The organism is Streptomyces sp. NPDC090445, assembly GCF_044769385.1.
Taxonomy (GTDB): domain Bacteria; phylum Actinomycetota; class Actinomycetes; order Streptomycetales; family Streptomycetaceae; genus Streptomyces.
The window spans coordinates 430,607-455,538 of record NZ_JBIVXV010000001.1 but is presented as its reverse complement, the minus strand read 5'-3'; the positions used below and the strand labels follow the sequence as shown (position 1 = coordinate 455,538).

The following is a 24,932-nucleotide window of genomic DNA, read 5'->3' as shown; positions in this document are numbered from 1 at the left end:
GGCGCGGCCTCGGACGGCCGGAGGCGCGGCCTCGGACGGCCGGAGGCGCGGACTCAGGCGGCGGGCGGCGCGGACTCGGCGGAGGGCGCGGACTCGGCGGGCGGACGCTGCGGGAAGCAGGCGAGGTAGCCGGTGGCCGGGTCGCGGACGACGCTCACGCGCAGGCCGAAGGCACGGTCGATGACCTCGGGGGTCAGCACGGCGGCGGGATCGCCCGCGGCCGTGATCCCGCCGTCGGCGACGACCACGACCTCGTCGGCATAGGCCGCGGCCTGCATCAGATCGTGCAGCACCACGCCGCAGGCGATGGCGTGGTCGCGGGCCAGCCGGCGGACGACGTCGAGCACTTCGAACTGGTGGCGCATGTCCAGGTAGGTGGTGGGCTCGTCCAGCAGCAGCACGCCGGCCCGCTGCGCCAGCACCATGGCCAGCCAGGCGCGCTGGCGCTCGCCGCCCGAGAGCTCGTCGAGCCGCCGGTCGACGAGGGGGGCGGCGTCCGTGACGTCGAGGGCCCAGTCGATCGCCTCGGTGTCCTCGCCGGTGTGCCGGGAGAGGGCGCCTCGATGGGCGTAGCGGCCGTGGCGGACGAGCTCGCGCACGGTGACCCCGGCGGGGGCCTGCGAGGTCTGCGGCAGGAACGCCAGGCGCTGGGACAGGGTCCGGCGGCCGAAGGACCGCAGCGGTGCGCCGTCGACGCGCACCTCGCCGCCGATGGGGGGCAGCAGTCCGGCCGCCGTGCGCAAGAGGGTGGATTTCCCGCAGCCGTTGGGGCCGACCAGCACCGTGATCGCGCCGGAGCGGAGCGAGAGGTCCACCTGCTTGAGTACCGGGCGGCCCGCATGCCCGACGTCGAGTCTTTCCGCCACCAGCCGGACGTCGCCTAACGCCACCGCGTTCCTCCCCCGTCTCGGGTTCTCGATCGCCACCATACAACTTAGGTAAGGCATCCCTAAGATCCATTTCGGAACCCGGGGGACCTGTGACCATGTCGAGATCCCGCGCACCACCACACACCCCCGGCACACACTCACCACCCCTTGCGCGGAGAGGAGTTGGCCGGTAATAGCGCCGGGGGCTACGGGCGGCCGCGGTACTGCTGCACGGCCTTCCGGATCCCGTAGGCGGCGGCTCCGGCGGCGAGCACCGCGGCCCCGGAGGCCACCGAGGAGGCCGGCAGGGCGAAGGCCAGGGCCAGGCAGCCGGCCAGGCCGAGGACGGCGACGATCCGGGGCGGCCGGCCCTCGTCGGGGGCGAGGGTCCACGCGGAGGCGTTGGCGACGGCGTAGTAGGCGAGCACCCCGAAGGAGGAGAAGCCGATGGCTCCGCGCACGTCGGCCGTGGCCGCCAGGACCGCGACGACACCGCCGACGAGGAGTTCGGCCCGGTGCGGGACCTGGAACCGCGGGTGGACGGCGGCCAGGGCGTGCGGCAGGTGCCGGTCCCGCGCCATGGCCAGCGTGGTGCGGGAGACCCCCAGGATCAGCGCCAGCAGCGAGCCGAGCGCGGCCACCGCCGCCCCGGCCCGGACGACCGGTACCAGCCACCCGGCGCCCGCGGCGCGGGCCGCGTCCGACAGCGGGGCGGCGGAGGCGGCCAGCCCCTGCGGGCCGAGGACCGCCAGGACCGCGAGCGCGACCGCGACGTACACGACGAGGGTGATGCCGAGGGCGATCGGGACGGCCCGCGGGATCGTGCGCGCCGGGTCGCGGACCTCCTCGCCGAGCGTGGCGATGCGCGCGTACCCGGCGAACGCGAAGAACAGCAGGCCCGCGGCCTGGAGCACCCCGCCGGGGCCCGTGCCGGTGCCGACGGCGAGCCGGCCCGCGTCCGCCGCCCCCGAAGTGCAGGCGGCGACGACGACCGCGGCGAGCACCGCCAGCACCACCGCCACGATCACCCGGGACAGCAGGGCCGACTTCTGCACCCCGGCGTAGTTCACCGCCGTCAGCGCCACCACGGCCGCGACGGCGACCGCGTGCGCCTGACCGGGCCACACGTACGAGCCGACGGTCAGGGCCATCGCCGCGCACGAGGCGGTCTTGCCGACGACGAAGGCCCACCCGGCGAGGTAGCCCCAGAACTCCCCGAGCCGCTCGCGGCCGTACACGTAGGTGCCGCCGGAGGCCGGGTGGCGGGCGGCGAGTCGGGCGGACGAGGTGGCGTTGCAGAACGCGACCACGGCCGCCAGCGCCAGGCCGATCAGCAGCCCGGAACCCGCCGCGCGGGCGGCGGGGGCGAGGGCGGCGAAGATCCCCGCGCCGATCATCGACCCCAGGCCGATGACCACCGCGTCGGCGACCCCCAGCCGCCGCCGCAGCTCGCCCGGCCCCCCGGCCGCGACCCCCGGCTCCGCCATGCCCTGCTCCCCTCACCAAGGACCCCGTCCGGGCCCCGACCGGGGCAGACGATAGCGGGCGAACGGAAACAGCCGGGGCCGGGGCGACCGGATCCCGGGCCGGGCCGGGCGGGTGATTCCGGCGGGCCGTTGCGAGGGGCCGGACCGGGGCCCGCGGGACGCCGACTACGGTCGATCTTGATCGGTCCTACCGGACCGGCACGGCACCCGAGCACACCACAAGGACGGGCACCCATGAGCCTGAGCATCCGCAACCGGATCCCCGGCACCGTCACCGCCGTCACCGCGGACGAGGCCATGGCGACGGTGAAGGTCCGGCTGGACGGCGGCCAGCACATCACCGCCGCCGTCACCGCCGGAGCCGTCAAGGACCTCGGCATCGCCCCCGGCACCCCGGTGAAGGCGCTGGTCAAAGCCACCGAGGTGGCCCTGGCCACCGGGCATGTGGAGGGCATCTCCATCCGCAACCAGCTCGCCGGGACCGTCACGGGCATCGCCGTCGGCGGCGCGATGGCCTCCGTCCAGGTGGACGTGGAGGGCGGCGGCCTGACCGCAGTGATCACCAACGAGGCGGTGGAGGCGCTCGGTCTGGCCGCGGGCTCCCCCGTCGTCGCCCTGATCAAGTCGACGGAGATCCTGCTCTCCGCGACCTGACCCCCGCTCCCGTGGGGGCGCACCGAACCAGACGTCGGTCACGGCGCTGACGTAACGCGCCCCGCACCGGTCGGACGGCACCACCAGCTGCGCACCCGCCGCGTCGAGGTCGGCTCCGTCGAGGCGGGCCGCCGGCAGCACGGGGCTGCCGCCGAAGTCCCCGTCGAGCTCGGCCCACGACACGACGGTGTGGTGCCCGCCCCCGCCGCTGACCGCGAGCAGGAACCGCGACCAGCCCTTCCGGCGGCCGGCGTCGAAGGCCGGGCCCGCGTCGCTGACCACCTCGCGCAGCAGGGCGCCCTCGAACACGTGGTGCTGCGGGCCGTTGGCGGCGCAGTCGAAGGTGACCGCGGCCCGGTGCTGCCCCCAGCCCCGCAGGTCCGCGACGCTGAGGTCGCCAGCCGTACTGCTCGGGCATGGAGGGGTCCTGTCCGTCCTCGACCATCTGCTGGATCTGGCGGGTGAAGCACCACAGGGCCTGGCCGGTCAGTTCGCAGGTGACCAGCTCGTCGATGGTGAGGCTGCGCTCGCGGGAGTGGGAGGCGTACGCGACTCCGGACCAGCCGGCGTAGCCGGTGGAGACTCCCCGGACGCCGAAGCCCTCGGGGTGGTCCACTCGCGCCGAGGAGGACTCCAACCATCGATCGTCCGCGCTCGACGTCATATGTGCACCGAGTCGGCGGGCGCGTTCAACGCCGATGAAGACGGGCAGGAATTTGTGGGAATCGACTCCGATCCGGCCTGTACGGCGACTGACCCGGCCTGCTCGGCGACGCCTACCGGCAGCTCATGCAGCAGACGTACGCGCGGATGCCCGACGGCTACGTCCTTCCACCGGAGCTCGCACCGCTCGGCTACGAACACGGACCCGCGCTCGCGAAACTCGTCCAGGGCCACCTCGACCGACTGGCGGGCCGGCCAGAGCGCCAAACCGCGCCCAGGCCTTGCCGGCGGCCTCGGGGACCGACCGTGTGCGGTCAGCCGACCTGGCGGGCGAAGGCTTCGTAGGCCGGCTCGTCGAAGAGGACGAAGCGGGCCTCTTCCACCGCGGTGGGGGTCGCGCGGACGGTTTCCACCGCGATGCGGGCGCCGTCGTCCATGGGCCAGCCGTAGATGCCGGTGGAGATGGCCGGGAAGGCGACCGTGCGGGCGCCCAGCTCGTCCGCGACGCGCAGCGACTCGCGGTAGCAGGAGGCGAGGAGCTCGGAGCGGTCCTCGGTGGCGGACCACACCGGGCCCACGGTGTGGATCACCCACTGGGCGTGGAGGCGGCCCGCGGTCGTGGCCACGGCCCGGCCCGTCGGGAGGCCCTTGCCGTAGTGGGAGGCACGCAGGGCGCGGCAGGCCTCCAGGATCTCCGGGCCGCCGCGCCGGTGGATGGCTCCGTCCACTCCCCCGCCGCCGAGCAGGGAGGAGTTCGCGGCGTTGACCAGGGCGTCCGCCTGCTCGGCGGTGATGTCGCCCTGGACGAGGGTGATGCGGACCATCAGGAGGCGGCCTTTCGCAGGTGCCGCCAGACCGCCTTGGCCGCGTTGTGGCCGGACATGCCGTGCACACCGGGGCCGGGCGGGGTGGCGGAGGAGCAGAGGAAGACGGCGGGGTGGGGGGTCGTGTACGGGGACAGGGACAGTTTCGGGCGCAGCAGCAGCTGGAGTCCGGAGGCCGCGCCGCAGGCGATGTCCCCGCCGATGTAGTTGGGGTTGCGGGCGGCGAGTTGCGGCGGGCCGGCCGTGGCGCGGGCGAGTACGAGGTCGCGGAAGCCCGGGGCGAAGCGTTCGAGTTGGCGTTCGACGGCGTCGGTGAGGTCGCCGTCCCAGCCCGCGGGGACGTGTCCGTAGGCCCAGAAGACGTGTTTGCCCTCGGGTGCCCGGCCCGGGTCGGCGAGGCTGGGCTGAGCGGTGATCAGGAACGGGGTGCGGGGGGCGCGGCCGCCGGAGGCGAGCTGCAGGGCGGCGTCGATGTCGCGGGCGCGGGGCCCGATCTGGACGGTGCCGGCCCGGCGCGGGGCCTCGGCGGTCCACGGCACCGGCCCGGACAGCGCATAGTCGATCTTGAAGACGGAGGCGCCGTACCGGTAGCCGTCGTACGCGCGCCCCAGGCCGGCGATGCGGGCCAGCGCGGTCGGCGAGGTGTCGAAGACGTACGCGCGGGCCGGCGGGAGGTCGTCCAGGCGCTTGACCTCGAAGTCCGTGTGGATGCTGCCGCCGAGGTCGGCGAGGTAGGCGGCGAGGGCGTCGGAGACCGACTGGGAGCCGCCGCGTGCCATGGGCCAGCCGCCGGCGTGCGCGGCGAGGGCGAAGACGAGGCCGACGGCGCCGGTGGCGATGCCGCCCAGGGGTGCGATGACGTGGGCGACGAGCCCCGCGAACATGGCCTTGGCCCGCTCGTCCCGGAAGCGCCGCAACAGCCAGGTGGACGGCGGCAGTCCGGCCAGCCCGAAGCGGGCCAGGGTGACCGGGTCGCGGGGCAGGGCGGTGGCGGGCAGGGACATGAAGTCCCGGGCCAGGGTGTCCCATCGGCCGAGGAACGGCGCGACCAGCCGCCGGTAGGCGCCCGCGTCGCGCGGCCCGAGGGAGGCGGCGGTCTCGGCGACGGAGCGGGAGAGCACGGCGGCCGTGCCGTCGTCGAAGGGGTGCGCCATCGGCAGGGGGGCGTGCAGCCACTCCAGCCCGTACCGCTTCAGCGGCATCGCGGTGAACGCCGGGGAGCCGGCGCCCAGCGGGTGGACCGCCGAGCAGGGGTCGTGCCGGAAGCCGGGGAGGGTGAGCTCCTCGGTCCGGGCCCCGCCGCCGACGGCCTCCGCGGCTTCGAAGACGGCCACGGAGAAGCCGCGCCGGGCCAGTTCGACGGCGGCGGTCAGCCCGTTGGGCCCCGCCCCCACCACGACCGCATCGAGAATCGACGGCACTATGCGACTCCTTCGGCTTCGTCCGGTGGCTGCCACCGCTCCCAGGATATTCGGACCGCCTGCGCGGGCCCCGGGTACGGCCGCAGCGGCCCCGGGGTTCGTCAGATCGGGACGCCGGCCAGGCGTCGGCCGGGACCCCGGCCAGGCGTCGGCCCGGGCCCGGGTCAGGCGTCGGCCCGGGCCCGGGTCAGGTGTTGCGGAGCAGCTCGCGGATCCGTGCGGTCGTGGCCTCGTCGCGGCCCACGGCGAAGGGCAGCTCGTTGTCCCGGTCGATGCGGAAGGGCTCCCCGGCGACGGTGCTCTGCGCCCCGCCGGCCTCGGCGACCAGCAGCAGCCCGGCCGCGTGGTCCCAGGCCGAGGGCCAGGTGAAGGCGAGGCCGTCCATCTCGCCGCGGGCCACCTTCAGGTATTCCAGGCCGGCCGAGCCGCAGGGGCGGGCGGCGACGCCGGGCACGTCCAGGCGGGACAGGATCCGCTTGTCGCCGTCGGTGGTGTACAGCGGGTGCGCCATGGCGACGCGCAGCTCGGCGCCCGGCTCGGGGGAACCGCAGCGCAGGCGCTCCTGCCCCAGGTACGCGCCCTGCCCGCGCACGGCGGTGGCCATCTCGTCCAGCGCCGGGGCGAAGGTCCAGGAGGCGAGGACCTCCCCGTGGTGGGCGAGCGCGACCAGGGTGCAGAAGTTCGGGTCGCCGGAGACGAACTGCCGGGTGCCGTCGACCGGGTCCACGATCCAGACCGGGGCGTCGCCGCGCAGCGCCCCGTACACGGTCGGGTCGGCGTGCACGGCTTCCTCGCCGACGACGGCGGAGCCGGGCAGCAGCCGGCTGAGGGAGGCCGTGAGGTGCTCTTCGGCCTTGCGGTCGGCGACGGTCACCAGATCGTGCGGGCCGCTCTTGTGGTCCACCTCGTGGTCGGCGAGCTGCCGGAACCTCGGCATGATCTCGGCGGCGGCCGCCTTGCGGACGGCTTCCTCGACGGCGGACAGGTCACGGGCCAGGAACTCTTCGATCATGCCCCCATCACATCACGCCCGGCCCGCGTTCCCCACCGCATTCCCGGAAGGGAGACCGTCCCCAGGGTGACCATCCGGTGAACCCGCCCGGGTGAACCCACACGGGTGGGGCAGGATGGAGGGCGTGATCGTATTCCGCTGCGCGGCCTGCGGGACCGTCCTGACCGCCCCGGTACGGGAGGTCCCGCTGCCGCCGCTGGACGAGGCGCCGCTGCCGTTCGCCGTGCCGGACGGGGAGGACTGCCCGCCGCGGCTGGCCCCGGGCACCTTCGCCTACGACCCCGAGCCCTACCACCTGTCCTGGGCGCACCCGTCGAAGGGCGTGCCGGCCCCGCCGGTCCGGCCCGGCTCCGGGCTGCGCAGTCCGGTGATCGGCCCGGACGACGTGCGCGGGGTCGAGCCGATCCCGCGGCGCCGGCAGGGCTGCTGCGGGCCGAGCGGATCGCAGGGGCCGAACCTGGCCTGTGCGGGATGCGGCGCCGAGGTGGCCGTGGAGACGGCCGACTGCTACACCCCGCAGCAGATCACGCTGGACCCGCGCCTCGCCGAGCCCGTCGGTCCTGCAGCGCCGGGATGACGTGCTGCCCGTAGGCGTCGGTGGCGGCCTCCCTGGCGTCGTGCAGGTCGTGGACGGCGAACCGGTCGGCGCCGAGGTCGCGCAGGCCTGATGCGGGGCGGAAGTACCGCCGCCTCGACACTCGGAGCGGAGCGTGGTGAACCTGCCGAAGTCGTCCGAGATCGGCAAGTAGGACCGGGATGCTGTGCTTCGGCATCGCGGGCTGATGCCATGAGGTGGTCGCTGTCCTCCGTGGAGAAGGGAGCCCTCACAGGATGCGGACCACAACACTGGGTAGGGACGGGCCGGTCGTCGGCCGGCTGGGACTGGGGGCGATGGGTCTTTCCTACCGCTACGCCCCCGCCCTGAGGGACAAGGACACGGCGGTATCGCTGGTCCAGAAGGCGATGGACCTCGGAGTCAACCTCGTTGAGACGGCCGGCGCCTACGCGGCCGGGGACAACGAAAGGCTGATCGGCGAGGCCATCCGCGGGCGCCGGGACGAGGTGGTGCTGTGTACCGGCGGCGGCCTGCTCGGCGACGCGGACGGCGTGCTGCGGCCCGCGGGCGGTCCGCGGGAGCTGAGGACCGCGGTCGACGAGAGCCTGCGCCGACTGCACGTGGACCACATCGACCTCTACCTGCTGCGCCGCGTCGATCCCGGCGTACCGCTGGAGGAGAGCTGGGGCGCGCTGGCCGAGCAGGTCTGGGCGGGAAAGATCCGCATGCTGGGGCTGCCCGTCGTCACCGTGCAGGAGGCCCGGGCCGCCGAAGCCGTGCACGAGGCGGCGGCGATCGCCGCCGAGGTGTCGCTGTTCACGCGCTGCGGTCTCGACGACGTCGTGCCGTACGCGGTGGAGCGCCGGATCGCGCTGCTGGCCGGCGCCCCGCTCGGCCGCGGTCTGCTGGCCGGCGCGCTGTCCCGGTCCGACGATCTGCCTCTGGGCGACTGGCGGCGCACCCAGCCTCGCTTCGCCCCGCGCGCCATCCGCCACAATTTCGCGCTCACGCAGGCCGTCGCCCACGTGGCCGCCCGGCACGAGGTCACCCCCGCGCAGGTCGCCCTGGCATGGCTGCTCCGGCTCGGCGAGCACGTGGTACCGCTGCCCGGCACGAGGGCGCCGGACCACCTCGCCGAGAACCTCGGCGGCGACCTGCTGCGCCTGACCGAGCAGGACCTGACCGACCTGGAGTTCCTCCCCTACCCGGCGGGTGCCCCAGAGGTATGAGCAGGTATGAGCCGCACTCAGCTCACGCCACTGTCCCCCACTGCCCACCTCTTCTGGAGTGCTTCACATGACGACCTCTCTGGTACGGCAGGTCCTCCTGCGGCCGGGGGCGACGACGACCGGCGTCCACGGAACGACAGCGCCCGGGTTCGCCTCCGTGCGCCACCTCTTCGAACGTGCCTGCCAGGACGCGGGTCCGCCCGGTTCCCGGGGAGCCGCGCTGGCGGTCGTACGGGACGGTGAACTGGTCGTCGACCTGTGGCACGGCACCGCCGACCCGGTCACCCGGGCGCCGTGGACCGGCGACACCCTCCAGCCCGTGCTGATGGGCTCCCACGCGATCCTGGCCACGGCGGTCCTGCTGCTGGCCGACATGGGCGCGCTCGGACTGGACCGGCCCGTCGCCGACTACTGGCCGGAGTTCGCGGCGCGCGGCAAGGGCGCGGTGACGCTGCGGGACGTGCTGACGTTCACCGCCCGCCTGCCGGGCATGACGGTGGGCCTTGACCAGCGGGACATCGAGAACCCGCGCATGATGGCCACGTTGCTCGAAATGCACAGCCTGGAGGACGACCCCCGGGCCGCCGGCGTGCTGCACGGGCCGTGGACCGCCGGGTGGATCGCCGCCGAGGTGATACGCCGGGTCGACGGCCGCGATCTCGACCTCTTCTTCCTGGAGGAGATCGCGGGCCCGCTGGGCCTCGACGTCCATTTCGGCCTCGTCCCCGATCAACTGCCGCAGGCCGCGCGGATCTCGTACGACGCGGGCTTCCGCTCCCGTTTCCCGGCGCCGGCCGGCGGGGCGGGCGACGGCGAAGCGGAGCTCATCGGGCGGGTGTGGAACAACCCGTCGCCGTTCCCCGCGGACGCCGGGATGTGGAGCGAGACCCGGCGGCGCTACGCGGTCATCCCCTCGTTGGGGGCGTACGCGTCGGCCCGCGGTCTTGCCCGGCTCCAAGGTGTTCTGGCCGCGGACGCCGTACGGGCCCCGGGTGAGGAGCCGCTGCTGTTGTCGCGCCGCACGCTCGACCAGGCGCGGAGCTTCTGGGCCGAGGGCCTGGATCCGCTGCTCGGCGGGATCAGCGCGTACGGTGAGGGCGGCCTCCAGCTCCTCGACGAGGGCCTCCACCCGGCCGTCCGCTCCGGCGCCTTCGGTCACCAGGGTCCCGGCGGAGTCGCCTATCAGGCCTGGCCACAGGTCAGGGCCGGGGCCGCCTGGGTCTGCAACCGGCTGGCAGCGGGCCCCGGCGCGGGGGTGCTGGACGAGGTGGCGAGGGCGCTGCGGACCGTCTGACACCACATGCCACGGCCGGGGTGGTGCCGGTCGGAACCCGTCTTCAGGTGGGTTCCGACCGGCACCACATCGAGGCTGCCCGGCCCGCCCGATCGGCGACGAGGCCGTGGAGGACGATGTCCCAGACCGCGTCCTGGGGCGCGTCGTGGGTGGCCATGGCGCCCTCCGCGAGGTACGCCAGCAGGGCCACGGCGCCCTCGGGGGACACGCCGGGACGGAGCCGGCGCGCGCCGTCGGCCCGGTCGAGCAGGCCTCGGAGCACGGGAAGCCAGGCCTCGGCCAACGGCGGTACGCCCTCGGGGCGGTCGGCTTCCAGGCGACGCGCGGCGCGTACGAACGGGTCCTCGCGCGCCAGCCGAGCCAGACAGCCGATCAGGGTGCGCAGCTCCCGCAACGGGTCCGCGGCGTCCGCGAGGTCCTGCAGGCAGTGCCCGAAGCGGGCGTACCCGGTCCTGCGCACATCCTCCGCCAGGACGGTCTTGGTCCCGAAGTGGAAGGTCAGAGAGCCGATCGAGGTCGCCGCCCGCCAGACCACCCCCTGGAGGGAGGCGCCTTCGTAGCCGCGCTCGGCGAACTCATCGGCGGCTGCTTCCAACAGGGCTTGGCGCGTCCTGGCGGCCCGATCCTGCATGCGCCTTCTCCTTAGACCTTGGCAAGTAGTCGCATTCTGCGGAGAAAATATAACGAACGTTCTCTACGTTTGCTAGCCTGGGCGGAGACGGCTCACTTGGGAGGGACCTGCAGTGACGACGACGCACGAGATGCCCAACGTGGCGGCGGGCCGACCGCCGGGCGACCTGTCCCGGCGCCTGTTCGGCCATTTACACCGCTCTGACCAGCAGCGTTGGGGGCATGTGTATCTGCAGGGGCTGATGCGGACGCGCGGGAAGAAGACCGTGCGCCGCATGGCGGCCGTCGTGACCGGATCGGAGGCGGCGTCGACGTCGCTCCATCAGTTCGTCAACGCCAGCCCCTGGGAATGGGCCCAGGCGCGCGGCGAGCTGGCCCGCTGGGCGGCTCAGTCGCTGCCGGTACGGGCCTGGACGCTGGCGCCGGCAGTACTGCCCAAGCGCGGCAGCCACTCGGTCGGGGTGCACCGGCGCTTCCTGCCGGAGTCCGGGCGCACCGTCAACTGCCAGCTGGGATTCGGCCTGTTCCTGGACTCCGGGCGGGCACACGTACCGGTCGACTGGCGGCTCTTCCTGCCTCCCCGGTTCACCCGCGACGAGGCGGTGCGCGACCGGGTGAAGATCCCCGAGACGGAGGAGGCCGAGCCGCTGTGGGCCCACGCCCTGCGCTTGGTCCAGGAGGCGACGTCATGGTCGAACGGGCGGACGGCGCCGGTGGTGGCCGACCTGACGGCCCTGTGCGACGTTGTGCCGCTGGCGCGGAGCCTGCACGGCAGCGGGCACGCCTTCGTCCTCGCCATCCCGGGCCAGACCACCCTCGCCGACCCGGAACTGCCGCCAGGCGAAAGGGAGTCGGCGCGGGGACTGCTGCTGCGCCGGGGCGTACGGCACCCGGCGGGGGCGGGCCTGCAGGTCGTCTCGTACGACACGCCGATGCGCGGGCTGCGCCCGGACGGCGAGCCCGGTCGCGGGGCAGGCCGGCTGCTGGCCGAGTGGGACGCGAGCGGCGGGCGCCCGGGCCGGATCTGGCTGACGAACATCACCGACCGCCACCCGGCCGAACTGCTGGAGCTGGCCCGTTCGCCCCGGGGAGCGCAGGCCGCGATCCACCGCATGGGCGAGGACTTCGGCCTCCTCGATTTCGAGGGCCGGTCCTTCCCCGGCTGGCACCGGCACATGACCCTCGTCTCGGCCGCCTACGCATGCAGCACCCTGGAGGGCCTGAAACGCAGATCCATTGCCTGACCCTACAAGTGCATCCCGGCATGGAGCCGACCTTTGCTGTTCCCGAGCTCTCCAGATTGTTGCATGGGCATGTATCTTGTGCCTAAGAGCAGTCAGAAGGGAGCCGTTCCATGACGAGCCACCAGCAGCGGCGCGCCGCCTCCGATCATGCCGTGTGGGAGGCCGTCCTCGGCCTGCACGCCTTCGTGGAGCGCCAGCTCGCGCACACCCTGCAGCGCCGCCACGGAGTCGGCCTGTCCGAGTACCGGGCCCTGGAGGTCCTCATCCAGGCCGAGGCGGGCGAATGCCGCATGCAGGAGCTCGCGGACAGCATCGGCCTGGGCCAGAGCTCGGTGACCCGGCTGGTGGGGCGACTGGGCAGCGCCGGCTACGCCTACAAGGACAGCTGCGCCGACGACAGGCGTGGCGTCTTCGCCGTCATCACGGACGAAGGTCGCAAGCGCTACCAGGACGCCCGCGCCACGTACGCCGACATCCTCAGCTCGGCCCTCAACACCGCGGGCGCCGACGACCGGTTCGCTCGCGCGGTGCAGGCGCTGCGCAGCGCCTGACGCGATCACGACAGACGGCGGGAGGCGCCCGGGGTGACCCGGCGCCCCCGCCGTCTTTTGCATGCTTGAGCTTCTTTCCGGCGTGCGAGCCAGTGACCTGGATCACATCCCGATCGAAATTTATATGCTTGACCATGCAAATACGAACCCATAGGTTCTCTCTCGTAGCCAAGAACACGCCAATTCCACGAGGGGGGAACCGTTGCCTTCGCCTCGCCTGTTGCGGGCAATCAGCCGGCACGTGCAGGAACAGCCCGACAGCACGGCGCTCGTCTTCGCCGGCCGACGGGTCACCTACGCGGACCTCGATCGGCTGACCCGCCACGCCGCCGCGGACCTCGACGGCGCCGACTTCGGCCCCGTACGTGCCCTGTGCGTCCCGGCCCACAAGTCACCGGAGACCATCGCGCTGCTGCTGGCGGCATGGCGGCAGGGGATCAACACCCTGGTCCCGTCGCCCGGCCTGGGCGCCGCCGCCCTGTCCACGCTCATCGCCCAGGCCCACGGCCCGCTGTCCGCCGCCGCGGTCCCCGGCGGCGGCGTGACCCTGTCGCGGGAGGAGGCCGACCCCGCACTGTCGGAAGGCTTCAGCGCCCCCGACCCCGAGGAGTCGCTGCTGACCCTCACCACCTCCGGGTCCACCGGCGTACCCAAGCTCGTCCCGATCGGCATCGAGGCCTTCGACCGCTTCGGCGCCTGGGCCACAGGGAAGTTCGGGCTCGACGGCGGCACCAGGTCGCTGAGCTTCTCGCCGCTCAACTTCGACCTGGCGCTCCTCGACGTCTGGGCGGTGCTGGAGGTCGGCGGCACCGTCGTACTGGCCGACGCCGGGGCCAGCGGGGACGCCGGCTACCTGCGTGACATCACACAGAGCAACGAAGTGACCCTGGTCCAGGGGGTGCCGCTGCTGCACCGGCTCCTGGCCGCGGACGACGCCCGCTACCCGGCGGTCCGTACGGTCGTGTTCACCGGGGAGGCCGTCTCCGAGCAGGGACTGCAGGACGCCTTCGCCGCCTGTCCGGCCGCCCGCTTCCACAACGTCTTCGGCTGTACGGAGACCAACGACAGCTTCATCCACGACATCGACCCGGCCGCGTACGTGCATCCGCTGCCCATCGGCACCCCGATCGACGGCACCGACACCGTGCTGCTGATCGAGGGGGCCGACGGCACCGAGGTCCTGCGGGGTCCCGGCACCGGCGAACTGCTGGTTCACACCCCCTTCCAGACCCGCGGCTATCTGGAGCAGTCCCGCAACACGCACGCCTTCGTCCCGGACCCGCGCGGCGGCGACGCCGTGTTCTACCGAACCGGCGACCTCGTCCACCGCGACGCCGACGGCAGCTTCTTTCTTCAGGGGCGTACCGACTTCCAGGTCAAGGTGCGCGGTGTGCGTACCAACACCCTGGAGGTCGAGACCGTCCTCGAGGCACATCCGGACGTCGTCGAGGCCGCCGTCGTCGCGCTGCCCTGCCCCGAGGCCGGCAGTCGGCTGCACGCCGAAGTGGTGCGCCGGGACGGCACCTCCCTGAGCTCGCTGGCCCTGCGGGCGTACGCGGCGAAGCACCTGCCGCGGCACGCCGTGCCCAGCTCGGTGGGGCTGGGCGGCACCCCGCTGCCGAAGACCCCGACGGGCAAGCCGAACCGCAATTCGATCAAGAACACCCAACTGAACGGAGGCTCGTGATGAGCACCGGCACCAACGATCCGATCCGCGACTACATCGTCCAGGACTTCCTGGCCGGTGAGGACACCGAGGACCTGACCGACGACTTCGACCTCATCGAGAGCACCGTCGTGAACAGCCTCGGCCTGGTCCGCCTCATCTCCTGGATCGCCGAGACGTACAGCATCCCCGTCGACGACATCCCGCTGGAGCCGGATGTCTACCGCACTCTCGCGGACATCCGGGGCTTCGTGAGCCAGGCCACTCCGACCAGGGTCTGACAGGCCGTTCTCTCTCCCCGCACACAGCACACGCCCCACGCAGCACAACCCGCACCACCTGCACACGCACGCGCACACGCGCACGCACACGCCCAGAGCACAGTGATGACAGGAGTACACGCCATGATCGTCCGTTCTCTTTCCGACGTCCCCGCGGTCGAGTGGGGCAGCGGCACCAGCCACCGCCTGCTCACCGAGGCCGACGGTATGGGCTTCACCGTCTGCGAGACGCTGGTCCGCCAGGGCACCTCAAGCGGGCTGCAGTACCTCGGCCACCTGGAGGCCTGCTACTGCATAGGCGGCTCGGGCGAGGTCGTCGCCACGGACGGTACCCGTCACAAGATCATGCCCGGGACCATCTACGCCCTGGACAAGAACGACGCCCACCACCTGATCGCCTCCGACGACGAGGACCTGCTCCTCGTCTCCGTCTTCAGCCCGGCACTGCGTGGCGACGAGAAGCACTCGCTCTCCGAGGACGGATTCTCCCGCTACTGACCCGCGATGCCGGGTGCGGGGCCGCGTCGTCGCGGCCCCGCACCCGGCGTCCACCGCCCATCGCCCCGCGAAAGGCAAGGCAGAACACGCATGACAGCAGAAAAGGCCGCAGACACGTACGGCGTCACAGCCCCTTACGCCGACGAGCTGAACGACGACGTCACCCGCTGGGACCGCGCCGCCGAGTTCCCGCACGAGAAGTGGAAGCCGCTGCAGCGGTCCGGGCTTTTCACCCTCCCCTTCGCGCCGGAGTACGGCGGCGCCGGCCGGACCCTCACCGAGACCATGGCGGCGCTGGAGGGTCTGGGCCACACCAGCCGGGACGCCGGCCTGAACTTCTCGGCGTCCACCCAGATCGTCAGTGTGGGTATCCCGCTGCAGGCGTTCGGCTCCGACGAGCTGCGCGGGCGTTACCTGCCGCAGGTCACCTCCGGGCAGGCCATCACCGCGCACGCGATCACCGAGCCGGGCCACGGCTCGGACGTGATGAACATCCAGACCACTGCCGTCCGCGAGGACCACGAGTACGTACTCAACGGCGGCAAGCTGTTCATCACCAACGCCCCGGTCGCCGACCTCTTCCTGCTCTATGTCCGGACCGGCAAGCCGGGCGCCTTCGGGCTGAGCACCTTCCTCGCCGAACGCGGCACGCCGGGCCTGACGGTCGGCGAACCCCTGGAGACCATGGGGCTGCGCACCTCCCCTATCAGCGAGGTCACGCTGAAGGATGTCCGGCTGCCCGTCGGCAACCGGCTGGGCAGCGAGGGAGCCGGCTTCCTGATCATGGACTACGTGATGAAGCGGGAGGTCCTGTTCTCCTTCGCCGTCAACCTCGGCGAGATGACCCACCGCCTGAAGCGGGTGGTCGAGCACGCCACCACCCGGCAGCAGTTCGGCAGTGCCATCGGCAAGAACCAAGCGGTCGCCCACAAGATCGCGGACATGAAGATCGCCGTGGAGACGGCCCGCAAATGGCTGTACGACACCGGCCGCAAGGTCGAGCAGGGCAAGGACGCATCGCTGGACGTGGCCGCCACCAAGATCGTGGTCAGCGAGGCCAACCAGCGCACCGCCCAGGACGCGATCCAGATCTTCGGCGCCCGCGGCTACCTGACCGACACGGGCATCGAGCGTGAACTGCGCAACGCCGCCGCAGGCTCCATCTACTCCGGCACCAACGAAATCCAGCGCAACTGCATCGCCGCCCTGATGGGCCTGTGACGAGAGGCACCCGCATGACCGACACCCTGGCCGACGCCACGTCCCAGCAGCCGGCAGCGTCCGAGGAGCTGACCGCCGACGACCGCGCCCGCCTCACGGCGGCCACCGACTTCCTCGACTACGAGGACGAGACCGTCAAGGCCTTCGTCGACAAGGCCCTGGGCGACATCGACCGTGCCGCCGCCGACCCGGTCGACCTCGCCGTCGCCCTCTACTACGCAGTGCGCGACGGCATCCACTACGAGGTCTACGGCGCCGACCTGTCGCCGCAGGGCCTGCGGGCATCCAGCATCATCGCCGGCGGCAAGGGCTTCTGCCTGCACAAGTCGGCGCTCTACGCCGCCTGCTGCCGCGCGGTCGGCATCCCCGCCCGGCTGCACTACAGCGACGTACGCAACCACCTGGCCTCCGACCGGCTGCGCTCGTACATCGGCGGCGACGTCTTCTTCCACGGCCTGGCCACCGTGTATCTCGCCGGCCGCTGGGTGAAGGTGACCCCGGTCTTCAACAAGCTCCTGTGCCGGCTGTACGGCATGACCCCGCTGGAGTTCGACGGCCGCTCCGACAGCCTCTACCACCCCTTCGACGCACAGGGGCGGCAGAGCATGGAATTCCTCACCGATCACGGCGACTTCGACGACGTCCCCTACGAGTTCGTGATGGGCGCCATGCGCCGCAAGCACCCGAAGTTCCTGGACGAGGACGGCACCGGCACCGTCAGCGGCGGCTCACTCGCCGACGAAGCGTCCTGAGCCGCGCCGCGGCGGATCCGCAACGACACAGCAGAAGAACAGCAGAAGAGGAGAAGCACCCCATGACGCAGTTCCAGGAGGACGGCTGGGCCGCGGTCGCCCGCATCGGCGTCGTCGTTCCGCACGCGGACGTCGGTCCGGAGTCCGAGCTTCAGGCGATGGCGCCGCGCGATGTCTCCGTCCACGGCTCACGCGTCCCCTTCGGGGCGATGCGCCCGGGCGGCGAGATGGACCCCAAGATCCCGCATGACCCGGTGCGCGCCTTCATCGACCCGCCCTTCATCGACGACGCCGTCGAACTGCTCGCCGCCTCCCCGCTGGACTCCATCGCCCTGGGGTTCACCAGCTCCGCGTACGTCCTGGGCGCCGACGGCGAGCAGAAGCTGTTCGAGCGGCTCGCCGAGCGGACCCGCGGCATCCCGCTCACCGGCACGACCCACGCGGCGGCGGCCGGCTTCAACGCCCTGGGCGCCGAGCGGATCGCGCTCGTCAATCCGCCGTGGTTCGACGACGAGCTGTCCGCCATGGGTGCCTCGTACTTCGGCGAGCGGGGCTTCGACGTCGTCCACCACGGGCCCTGCGGCCTCCCCAGCAACCAGAAACTGATCACGCCGGAGGCGCTGGTGCAGTGGGTCGAGTCCACCGTCGCCCCGCAGCGGCCGCAGGCGGTGCTGGTCGCCGGCAACGGCATTCGCGCCGTGGGTACCATCGCGGGCCTGGAGGAGCGGCTCGGCATCCCCGTACTCACCGCGAACCAGGTGCTCTTCTGGCATGCGCTGCACCTCGCCGGCGGGACGGAGGCCGCCGCGCGGATCACCGACTACGGCGCCCTGTTCGGCGTCCGCCCCGAGGCCCGGGCAGTGGCCACGGGCACGTCGCCGGAGGCGGCCCGATGAGCCTGCTGTCCGCGTACGGCTACCAAGCCGCCGTGCAGGAGACCTGCGATACGCCGGAGTACCGCATCCCGCTGGTGTGCTGGCGCGACGACGGCACCGGCGTACGCGGCATGGTGCTGTATCGCGGAGCGCTGTGCCCGGCGGACCAGGTGCCGGGATTCCGACGCTATCTCGTTCAAGAGGACCTCGAGCAGTACGCCACGACCGGCCCGTGGCCGCTGCTCGCAGCCACCGCCTGATCCGACCCGTGGCGGGGACCGGCCGGGTCCTCGCCGCATCAGGAGCCGTATCGACATGACACACGACCTCAAGTGGTCCGACGCACCCCCGGGGGAGGTCCTCGATCCGGTCGGCATCTGGATCGTCCGGGCCCCGGCCGGGCCGTGGCTCGCGGCCGACGAGGCCGCGCCCGACTGGCTCGACGAGAAGGAACGGCACCGGCTGGCCGGGATACCGCAGCCGGCCGGCCGGGAGGCCTACGTTTTCGCCCACTGGGCGCTGCGGAGTGTTCTCGGGTCCTCGCTCGACTGCTCACCCAGGAGCGTCGGCTTCCTGCGGCAGCCGTGTCCCGGCTGCGGCGGGGCGCACGGAAGGCCCGCCATCCGCGATCCGGACCCGGGACGGGAAGCGGTGGAGTTCTCGATGTCGCACAGCGGCGACTACGTGGCCATCGCGGTCGCCGAGGCCACCGTCGGCATCGACATCGAGTCGTGGCCGACGCCGGAATCCGTCGCCGACTACCTGCCGTTCCTCCATCCGAGGGAACAGCAGTGGCTGGGCGGCCGCGCGGACGACGACCTCGTCCGGGACTTCGCCCGCCTGTGGACCCGCAAGGAGGCCATGGCCAAGGCGACGGGACAAGGCATGTCCGCCATCATGAAGCGGCTGGATCTCACCGGCCAGCCGCTCGGCTGGCGGGTGCGGCAACTGCTCGCACCACCCGGGTACGAGGCCAGCTTCGCGGTCCCGGCCTCGGTGCACGTCTCGGTCACCGTGCACGAGGAACTCCCGGAGCCGATGCCGGAGCCGGTGCGTGCCTGACCCGTCGGCGGGCGGCTCGTATCCCCTCGGAGGGGATACGAGCCGCCCGCCGCGCCGCGTGATACGGCCTACAGGCCGATCAGCGGCTCGACGGTCACCTCGGAGGTGAAGACCCGGACGCCGTGCTGCTCGATCGACACATCCAAGCGGCGCCGGCCCGTGCCGTCGCGGACCGGCTCGCCGGCCAGGACGACAGCGGGGGCGTCGAACTCGACGTACCGGGCGAAGTTCGTCCTCATCCCGGTGACGACCTCAGCGCCGTCGCCGCCGACGACGGCGTGGGTGGCCTGGCGGGCCGCCTCGAGAAGGAGCATCCCGGGCACGTGATCGACGGCGTGGTCGAACAGCACCGGGTGCGCGGGATCCACCCGGAGCATCCACTGCCCCGGCCCGCCACCCGGAGCCGGTGAGAGCACCACGTCGTCCGGGGAGCGCCGGTCCACCCGGTGCGGCTCCACGGGCGGGCCCGCCGGAAGGCAGCGCGCGAGCGCGGCGCCGGTGTCCGCGTAACTCCCCCGCAGTCGCCGGTATATGGCCGCCGGCTGGTTGTTGAAGCGGGTGAGCGCGGTACCCATCAGCCGCTCCCCCAGGTGGACTTCGATGTCCATCGTCATGCCCGCGAATCTGCCGCCGCGGCGGACCACGTCCGAGCAGGACAGCACGAGGCGCACCTCCTCCTCGGCGGTGGTCACCAGCGACGCCAGCGGTTCGATCGCGAAACTGAAGTGCTCCCATGCCTGCTTGTGCTCCCGAGGAGCGCCGTAGACGGCATGGGACAGCAGCGGCACCGCCTGGCGGACACTCTCGGCGAGCAGCATCGGGTCGTACACACCCTGCGACGGCCGGTAGAAGACATGGCCCTGCGGCCAGCGCGCAGTGATCACACAGCGCCCCGGAAACGGCTCGGCCCATGCCCTGAGCAGGACTTCCTCCCCTTGCAGTTTGTGCACCTGCCACTGCTGGACCGGCTGCGCCTCAAGGCCCAGTACGGAAACAGACAACTCCGCCCCCCCCACAAGATCGATCGTTGTCGCCACGGCTACACAGAGAGAGTTGCGGCCACTCCGCGTATCCGGCTCAAACATAATGTTCTTTTTGTTTTCTCCAGTCAAGGGCAAGCGATCGTGGGAAATCTTTTGATCGCCTCAAGGAGGTTAGGGGTCATAGACTGCCTAACCTGCACAAATCGAACTTGCTCAGACCGTGGTCGACTCGGATATCGTAAGAAGCGTTCTTTTTTGAGAAGGTGAGAGGCATGGCGCAACCGAAACAGGAGCGGGCGGAACAGACCCGGCGCGCGCTGCTGCACGCAGCTGCAGAGGTCTTCGACGAGTTCGGCTATGCGGGGGCCGGTATCACCCGCATCCTCAAGCGTGCCGGAGTGACCGCAGGGGCTCTCTATTTCCACTTCGGTTCCAAGGAGGGCTTGGCCAAGGCGGTGATGAACAGCCAGCCGGAGACCATCGTCCCGCTGCTTGCCGCCGGCGGCCTGCAGCGGCTCATCGACCTCACCCTCGTGTGGTCGTGGCAGCTGCAGCGCGACCCGCTGCTCCGGGCGGGCGTACGGCTGACGAACGAACAGGCCTCCGTGAGCAGCTCCCTGGACTCCGACCCGTACGAGAATTTCCGCGGGATCATGACCAAGTGCCTGACGGACGCGCGGGACGACGGCGAGCTGCAGCCGGGCGTCGATCCGGTCGTGGTCGCGGAGTTCGTGGTCGCCGCCTGTACCGGGATGCAGATGTATTCCAACGTCGTCTGCGGCCGCAAGGACCTTCCCGAGCGCACCCAGCAGATGTGGAACCTGCTCCTTCCGGGCATCGCGGTCCCGTCCGTGATCGCCCGCGCCGACTCGACCCCCGCCCGCGGCGCCTCGATGATGCCCTGAACGCGCTGCTCACCCCGGCCGTCCTGCCCACTCCGCCCGTCTGAAACGATCCCTACGGAGCCGCATGCCCACCCTGCGCCTGGCCGCCCTGAACATCGACGGTGTCCTGCTCAACGACACCTTCAGCCCGGTGATCCACCACTTCATCGTCAGCAGAGGCGGTACGTACACCGCCGAGCTGGAACGGTCCGTCTTCTCCCAGCCGCGGCACATCGCCGGCCGGTTACTCGCGGCCGCCGTGGGCGGTGGCATGACGGGCGAAGCAGCGCTCGCCGCCTATTTCGAGGAGCGCGCCGCCTACGTGGACCGCCACCCGGTCACCATCACGCCGGGCACCCCCGACCTGCTCCACCGACTGCGGCGCGCGGGCCTGCAGACGGTCTGCTACGGCGGCCTGGGCAAGGACCACTTCGACCGCCATCTCGGCAGCTACGCCGACCTGTTCGACGGCCCCGGCTACGTCTGCACCAACGACATCCGCCCCGGCTTCAAAGAGATCACCGAGGACGTCTTCCGGCTCCGCCCCGGCCAGGCCCTCTTCGTCGACGACGTCGCCCGGACCGCCGACGCGGCCCGCGAACTCGGCACCGCGTTCGTCGGCCACCCCTCCGCCTTCGTCCACAGCCACCAGCGTGATCTCATGCGGGAGGCGGGCGTGCGCCACGTGATCAGCAGTCTCGACGCGCTCGACGACGCCCTGCTGCACCGAATAGACCGGGAGATGAGCTCGGATTCGTTCTGGAGCCCCTCCCGGCCCGCGACCGGCCAGGGGAGCCGCGCGTGACACCGACCGGACCGCTGCTGCCCGGCAAGGTGGCGCTGATAACCGGCGCTTCCAGCGGAATCGGCGCCGCGGCGGCCCACCACTTCGCCGCCGAAGGAGCCGCCGTCGTACTCGTGGCCCGCAGGGCCGACCGGGTCGAGGAGGTCGCCGAGCGCATCAGGAAGGACGGCGGCCGGGCCGTGGCCGTACCGGGCGACGTCACCCGTCCCGCGGACATGGAACGCGCCGTCGCCACGGCGGTCAGCCGGTTCGGCGGGCTCGACTGCGGGTTCAACAACGCCGGTTACGCCAGCGCCGGAACCGTACTGCACGAACTCCCCGAGGACGTCTTCGACCGCACCCTGGACGTCAATCTGCGCGGCGTGTGGAACTGTCTGCGCGCCCAGATTCCCGTCATGCTGGAGGCCGGTGCCGGCTCGGTGGTCAACACCTCGAGCGTCGCGGGCGTACGCGCCACCGCCGCCTCGGCGCCCTACGTGGCCGCGAAGCACGCGGTCATCGGCCTGACCAGGGCGGCGGCCGCCGAGTACGGCGAGCACGGCATCCGCGTCAACGCCCTCGTGGTGGGCAGCACGGACACGGAAATGATGGACGGCGTCCTCTCGGTCGGCCCCGCCGTGCGCTCCGGCTTCGGCGCCAAGGCGATCCAGCGGCGCCTCGCCGATCCGACCGAGATCGCCCGCGCCGCCGCCTGGCTCTGCTCGGACGCCTCGTCCTTCACCACGGGAGCCGCCCTCGCGGTGGACGGCGGCAGAACCGCGAAGTGAGGGGGGTACGCCGCAGGCGCCTACCACCCTTGTACGGAGGGGCAGCAGGCGCCTGGGGCGTACGGTAGGCGAGCATCAGACCTGAAGTGCTTCGGCCCTGTCCGCGGGGCGCTCGGTCTCCCGCGCCCCGGCAGCCGCCTCGGGGGACTTCGTGCGGTCGGCGAGCTTGAGCCAGACGACCCCGACGATGATGACCGCCAGCCAGGCGCCCTTGGCCACGGTGAGGCTCTCGTCAAAGAAGAGCGGGCCGAAGACCGCGGCGCCGACCGCGCCGATACCCGCCCAGACGGCATAACCGATGCTCACGTCGATCGAGCGCAGGGCGAGGCTCAGTGCGTAGAGCGTCAGCAGGAAGAACACCACGGCGACCAGGGACCAGGTCAGACGGGTGAAGCCCTCGCTGCCGCCGACGGCGAGCGCGTACCCGATCTCGAAGGCTCCGGCGAGAAGGAGCATGAGCCAGGCGTTGGCGGAGGTCCGGGCTGCGTTGGACATGGGAGATGAGTCCTCTCGTGGGGATGTTCGTCAGGTGGTTGCGGGGTTGCACAGGATGCGCGGCCGGGAGGTCTGCGCCGGGCTCAGGCGGAACCGCTCAGCTGCAGGCCGACGACGCCGCCGATGACGAGGACAATGCCGATCGCCTTGTTCCAGGTCAGACGCTGGCCGAAGAACAGCGCTCCGAGGAGGGTGATGCCGACGCCGGCTACGGACGTCCACAGGGCGTAGCCGACGCCGACGTCGAACTTCAGCAGCGCCCTGCTGAGGAAGAAGGTCGCGGCAGCCCCGCTGAGCAGGGTGATGGAGGTCCACTTGCGGTTCTTGAAGCCCTCGGCCTTTCCGGCGGCGATGGCGACCGTCACCTCGAAGACGACGGCGATCGCGAGGTAGAGCCAGTGCATGGGGGGTCCTTCCGTACGGTGAATGGTGGTGAGTGGGGGTGAAGGGCGTCGTACGACGATGCGGGGAGGCGGGAGCCCTGGGCCGTCGGGGTTATCGCCGGGCTCGGCTCATGGTGAGGAAGTCCTGGAAGGGCTGCTCTGCTTCGGGCAGTCGCAGTGCCGTGACCTGGAAGGGCCATGTCTCCGGATCCTCGGCGAAGATGGAGTACGAGCTCGTGTAGTCGAAGCCGTACCGGGCAGCGGTCCGGCGGTCGGCGGCGTGCACGACATGGCCGATGCCGGCATACAGCGCCGCCATGTAGCACAGGGCGCAGGGTTCACCGGAGGCGATCAGAGTGGCTCCCGCCACGGCGCGGAGCCCGTGCTTGGTGGTGGCCTCCCGAAGGGCGACCACTTCGGCGTGAGCGGTCGGGTCGTTGTCCTCGCGGACCCGGTTGAAGCCGGTCCCCAAGATCCGTCCGCTGTTGCCCACGATCACGCCGGAGAAGGGGATTCCACCCTGCGCGACGTGCTCGCGGCTGATCCGGATCGCTTCGTGGACATGGTCCATCAGTTCGCTGTCGTGTGTACGCATGAGCAGTTCGTCTCCCGAGTTGCCCTGAGACCTGAACCCGCAACTTGCCTGCACATGCAAACATGAGCAGAACAAGAGGCCACCTTCAGAAATCTCAACCTACGGCATTAATCTTGTATGTGCATGTAATAACTGTCAAGCGTTCGCATGGGAACGGGCGTTGGCCAATGTCGCCAGCGGTTCGATCAGCCGGGGATCGAAGGGCGTCCGGACCGTGCCCGCGGCGACTCTGCGCGGCAGGTCGGGGTTGGCCAGCGCGGCCCTGCCGATCGCCAGGACGTCGGCGTGCCGCTCGTCCAGGATGCGCCGTGCCACCGCGTCCTGGTGCAGCCCGCCATTGGCGATCACCGGAAGTCCGGTGACGGCCCGGGCGAGCCCGGGAAACGTCGGTCCGTGCGGAGACCAGTCCCGCCCCCTTCCCGCGAGATGCAGATAGTCGGCCCCGGCCGCGGCAGCCGCCGTGAAGACGGCTCGCGCCTCGGCGTCACCTCCCGGCCATCGCCACGAGGGATTGTTGACCTTCCCGTGGGAGAAGCGGACACCGACCGTGAAGCCCGGCCCGGTCGCGCCTTTGACCTCGGCTGTCACTTCCCGTACGAGCCGGGAGCGTCCCTCGGCGCCCCCTCCGTATTCATCGGTGCGCAGATTGGTGTACGGGGTGAGGAACTGGTCGAGCAGATAGCCGTTGGCCGCGTGGATTTCCACGCCGTCGAAGCCGGCGTCGCGGGCGCGGGCCGCGGCGGCGGCGAAGGCCTGGACGGCCTCGGCGATCTGGCGGCGGGTCATCTCCAGCGGTACGGGCCAGCGGCCGCTGCCGCGGTACTTGGTCAGCTGCTCACCGAGCGGCCGTACCGCCGAGGGACCCACGGTCCGGTCGCGGAACCGGTTGGCCTGCGCCACGGCCCCGGCATGCATCAGCTGCAGGACGACGCGCGCCCCGGCGGCGTGGACTCGGTCGACGACGGGCCGCCAGGCAGCGGCCTGCGCCTCGTCCGCGATACCGGGCTGGTGCAGATAGCCCTGGCTGAAGGCGGTGTCGGTGTAGGTCCCTTCGGTGATCAGGAGTCCGAACCCGCCCTCGGCGAAGGTTTCGTAGTACTCGGCCATCTCCGGCACGGCCCGGCCGTCCTCGGTCGCGGAGACCCGGGTCATGGAGGCGAGGGCGAATCTGTTGCGCAGCTCCATCCCGGCGAACCGGCAGGCGGTGAGGGCGGGGTGGGCGCCGTGCACC

Annotated in this window: 28 protein-coding genes and 1 pseudogene; 17 read left to right on the top strand and 12 right to left on the bottom strand. The window is 71.8% G+C overall.

The window, feature by feature from the left end; translation table 11 throughout:
- Positions 1-53: 53 nt before the first annotated feature.
- Complete coding sequence (locus ACIQUT_RS02110) at positions 54-890, bottom strand: ABC transporter ATP-binding protein (RefSeq protein WP_403558240.1); 837 nt, start codon at positions 888-890, stop codon at positions 54-56.
- A 185-nt stretch (positions 891-1,075) separates the two neighbouring features.
- A complete protein-coding gene (locus ACIQUT_RS02105) occupies positions 1,076-2,356 on the bottom strand; it encodes an APC family permease (RefSeq protein WP_403558239.1) in 1,281 nt (426 codons plus the stop codon).
- A 234-nt stretch (positions 2,357-2,590) separates the two neighbouring features.
- Between ACIQUT_RS02105 and ACIQUT_RS02100 the strand changes: the two genes are divergently transcribed.
- Complete coding sequence (locus ACIQUT_RS02100; protein ID WP_403558237.1) at positions 2,591-3,010, top strand: molybdopterin-binding protein; 420 nt, start codon at positions 2,591-2,593, stop codon at positions 3,008-3,010.
- A 6-nt stretch (positions 3,011-3,016) separates the two neighbouring features.
- Here the strand turns inward: ACIQUT_RS02100 and ACIQUT_RS02095 are convergent.
- From ACIQUT_RS02095 to ACIQUT_RS02080, 4 genes and pseudogenes are all read right to left on the bottom strand, one after another.
- Positions 3,017-3,403 (bottom strand): annotated as a pseudogene (locus ACIQUT_RS02095) (molybdopterin-dependent oxidoreductase); the annotation flags it as partial.
- A 584-nt stretch (positions 3,404-3,987) separates the two neighbouring features.
- Positions 3,988-4,497: an O-acetyl-ADP-ribose deacetylase gene (locus ACIQUT_RS02090; protein ID WP_403558235.1), complete on the bottom strand. Its 510-nt coding sequence runs from the start codon at positions 4,495-4,497 to the stop codon at positions 3,988-3,990.
- Positions 4,497-5,918, bottom strand: a complete 1,422-nt coding sequence (locus ACIQUT_RS02085; protein WP_403558233.1) for a phytoene desaturase family protein — start codon at positions 5,916-5,918, stop codon at positions 4,497-4,499. The genes ACIQUT_RS02090 and ACIQUT_RS02085 overlap by 1 nt, the downstream gene beginning before the upstream one ends.
- Positions 5,919-6,105: 187 nt before the next feature.
- A complete protein-coding gene (locus ACIQUT_RS02080; RefSeq protein WP_403558231.1) occupies positions 6,106-6,930 on the bottom strand; it encodes an inositol monophosphatase family protein in 825 nt (274 codons plus the stop codon).
- 124 nt (positions 6,931-7,054) lie between these two features.
- Here ACIQUT_RS02080 and ACIQUT_RS02075 point away from each other — a divergent pair, with 124 nt between their 5' ends.
- From ACIQUT_RS02075 to ACIQUT_RS02065, 3 genes are all read left to right on the top strand, one after another.
- Positions 7,055-7,507: a hypothetical protein gene (locus tag ACIQUT_RS02075; RefSeq protein ID WP_403558229.1), complete on the top strand. Its 453-nt coding sequence runs from the start codon at positions 7,055-7,057 to the stop codon at positions 7,505-7,507.
- Positions 7,508-7,761: 254 nt separating this feature from the next.
- A complete protein-coding gene (locus tag ACIQUT_RS02070; protein ID WP_403558227.1) occupies positions 7,762-8,715 on the top strand; it encodes an aldo/keto reductase in 954 nt (317 codons plus the stop codon).
- 67 nt (positions 8,716-8,782) lie between these two features.
- The gene (locus tag ACIQUT_RS02065; RefSeq protein ID WP_403558225.1) at positions 8,783-10,009 is read left to right on the top strand and encodes a serine hydrolase domain-containing protein; all 1,227 of its coding nucleotides are present in this window, start codon (positions 8,783-8,785) and stop codon (positions 10,007-10,009) included.
- A 43-nt stretch (positions 10,010-10,052) separates the two neighbouring features.
- On the opposite strand, the gene ACIQUT_RS02060 is transcribed toward ACIQUT_RS02065, so the two are convergent.
- Positions 10,053-10,640 (bottom strand): TetR family transcriptional regulator, encoded by a 588-nt coding sequence (locus ACIQUT_RS02060; RefSeq protein ID WP_403558223.1) that lies wholly within the window; start codon positions 10,638-10,640, stop codon positions 10,053-10,055.
- Between the two features lie 112 nt (positions 10,641-10,752).
- Between ACIQUT_RS02060 and ACIQUT_RS02055 the strand changes: the two genes are divergently transcribed.
- The 10 genes from ACIQUT_RS02055 (at position 10,753) to ACIQUT_RS02010 (ending at position 18,789) form a co-directional block, all read left to right on the top strand.
- Positions 10,753-11,883 carry an IS701 family transposase gene (locus ACIQUT_RS02055; RefSeq protein ID WP_403558222.1) on the top strand — a complete coding sequence of 377 codons (1,131 nt, stop codon included), beginning with the start codon at positions 10,753-10,755 and terminating at the stop codon, positions 11,881-11,883.
- A 110-nt stretch (positions 11,884-11,993) separates the two neighbouring features.
- Positions 11,994-12,434 (top strand): MarR family winged helix-turn-helix transcriptional regulator, encoded by a 441-nt coding sequence (locus ACIQUT_RS02050; RefSeq protein WP_403558220.1) that lies wholly within the window; start codon positions 11,994-11,996, stop codon positions 12,432-12,434.
- Positions 12,435-12,675: 241 nt separating this feature from the next.
- Positions 12,676-14,121: an AMP-binding protein gene (locus ACIQUT_RS02045; protein WP_403558217.1), complete on the top strand. Its 1,446-nt coding sequence runs from the start codon at positions 12,676-12,678 to the stop codon at positions 14,119-14,121.
- Positions 14,121-14,381 (top strand): acyl carrier protein, encoded by a 261-nt coding sequence (locus ACIQUT_RS02040; protein WP_403558215.1) that lies wholly within the window; start codon positions 14,121-14,123, stop codon positions 14,379-14,381. The genes ACIQUT_RS02045 and ACIQUT_RS02040 overlap by 1 nt, the downstream gene beginning before the upstream one ends.
- Positions 14,382-14,504: 123 nt before the next feature.
- Entirely contained in the window at positions 14,505-14,879 is a 375-nt protein-coding gene (locus ACIQUT_RS02035) for an ectoine synthase (protein WP_403558213.1), read from the top strand.
- A gap of 90 nt (positions 14,880-14,969) precedes the next feature.
- Complete coding sequence (locus ACIQUT_RS02030) at positions 14,970-16,100, top strand: acyl-CoA dehydrogenase family protein (protein WP_403558211.1); 1,131 nt, start codon at positions 14,970-14,972, stop codon at positions 16,098-16,100.
- A 14-nt stretch (positions 16,101-16,114) separates the two neighbouring features.
- Entirely contained in the window at positions 16,115-16,852 is a 738-nt protein-coding gene (locus ACIQUT_RS02025) for a transglutaminase family protein (RefSeq protein ID WP_403558209.1), read from the top strand.
- Positions 16,853-16,914: 62 nt separating this feature from the next.
- Positions 16,915-17,748: a maleate cis-trans isomerase gene (locus ACIQUT_RS02020; protein WP_403558207.1), complete on the top strand. Its 834-nt coding sequence runs from the start codon at positions 16,915-16,917 to the stop codon at positions 17,746-17,748.
- Complete coding sequence (locus tag ACIQUT_RS02015) at positions 17,745-17,987, top strand: DUF6253 family protein (protein ID WP_403558205.1); 243 nt, start codon at positions 17,745-17,747, stop codon at positions 17,985-17,987. Before ACIQUT_RS02020 ends, ACIQUT_RS02015 begins: the two co-directional genes overlap by 4 nt.
- Positions 17,988-18,042: 55 nt before the next feature.
- Positions 18,043-18,789 carry a 4'-phosphopantetheinyl transferase family protein gene (locus ACIQUT_RS02010; protein ID WP_403558203.1) on the top strand — a complete coding sequence of 249 codons (747 nt, stop codon included), beginning with the start codon at positions 18,043-18,045 and terminating at the stop codon, positions 18,787-18,789.
- A 68-nt stretch (positions 18,790-18,857) separates the two neighbouring features.
- Here ACIQUT_RS02010 and ACIQUT_RS02005 read toward each other — a convergent pair whose 3' ends face one another.
- Entirely contained in the window at positions 18,858-19,790 is a 933-nt protein-coding gene (locus tag ACIQUT_RS02005; protein WP_403558201.1) for a ScbA/BarX family gamma-butyrolactone biosynthesis protein, read from the bottom strand.
- Positions 19,791-20,044: 254 nt separating this feature from the next.
- Here ACIQUT_RS02005 and ACIQUT_RS02000 point away from each other — a divergent pair, with 254 nt between their 5' ends.
- The 3 genes from ACIQUT_RS02000 to ACIQUT_RS01990 all read left to right on the top strand — a co-directional run bounded on the left by ACIQUT_RS02000 (position 20,045) and on the right by ACIQUT_RS01990 (position 22,228).
- Positions 20,045-20,677, top strand: a complete 633-nt coding sequence (locus ACIQUT_RS02000; protein ID WP_403558199.1) for a ScbR family autoregulator-binding transcription factor — start codon at positions 20,045-20,047, stop codon at positions 20,675-20,677.
- Positions 20,678-20,741: 64 nt separating this feature from the next.
- On the top strand, positions 20,742-21,461 hold the full coding sequence (locus tag ACIQUT_RS01995; RefSeq protein ID WP_403558197.1) for an HAD family phosphatase: 720 nt from the start codon (positions 20,742-20,744) through the stop codon (positions 21,459-21,461).
- Entirely contained in the window at positions 21,458-22,228 is a 771-nt protein-coding gene (locus ACIQUT_RS01990) for an SDR family NAD(P)-dependent oxidoreductase (protein ID WP_403558195.1), read from the top strand. Before ACIQUT_RS01995 ends, ACIQUT_RS01990 begins: the two co-directional genes overlap by 4 nt.
- Positions 22,229-22,303: 75 nt before the next feature.
- Here the strand turns inward: ACIQUT_RS01990 and ACIQUT_RS01985 are convergent, their stop codons facing one another.
- The 4 genes from ACIQUT_RS01985 to ACIQUT_RS01970 all read right to left on the bottom strand — a co-directional run bounded on the left by ACIQUT_RS01985 (position 22,304) and on the right by ACIQUT_RS01970 (position 24,931).
- Positions 22,304-22,723 (bottom strand): DMT family transporter, encoded by a 420-nt coding sequence (locus ACIQUT_RS01985; RefSeq protein WP_403558193.1) that lies wholly within the window; start codon positions 22,721-22,723, stop codon positions 22,304-22,306.
- Positions 22,724-22,806: 83 nt separating this feature from the next.
- Positions 22,807-23,127 carry a DMT family transporter gene (locus tag ACIQUT_RS01980; protein ID WP_403558191.1) on the bottom strand — a complete coding sequence of 107 codons (321 nt, stop codon included), beginning with the start codon at positions 23,125-23,127 and terminating at the stop codon, positions 22,807-22,809.
- 91 nt (positions 23,128-23,218) lie between these two features.
- Positions 23,219-23,701 (bottom strand): nucleoside deaminase, encoded by a 483-nt coding sequence (locus ACIQUT_RS01975; RefSeq protein WP_403558190.1) that lies wholly within the window; start codon positions 23,699-23,701, stop codon positions 23,219-23,221.
- Positions 23,702-23,836: 135 nt separating this feature from the next.
- Entirely contained in the window at positions 23,837-24,931 is a 1,095-nt protein-coding gene (locus tag ACIQUT_RS01970) for a tRNA-dihydrouridine synthase (RefSeq protein WP_403558188.1), read from the bottom strand.
- Position 24,932 lies beyond the last annotated feature (1 nt).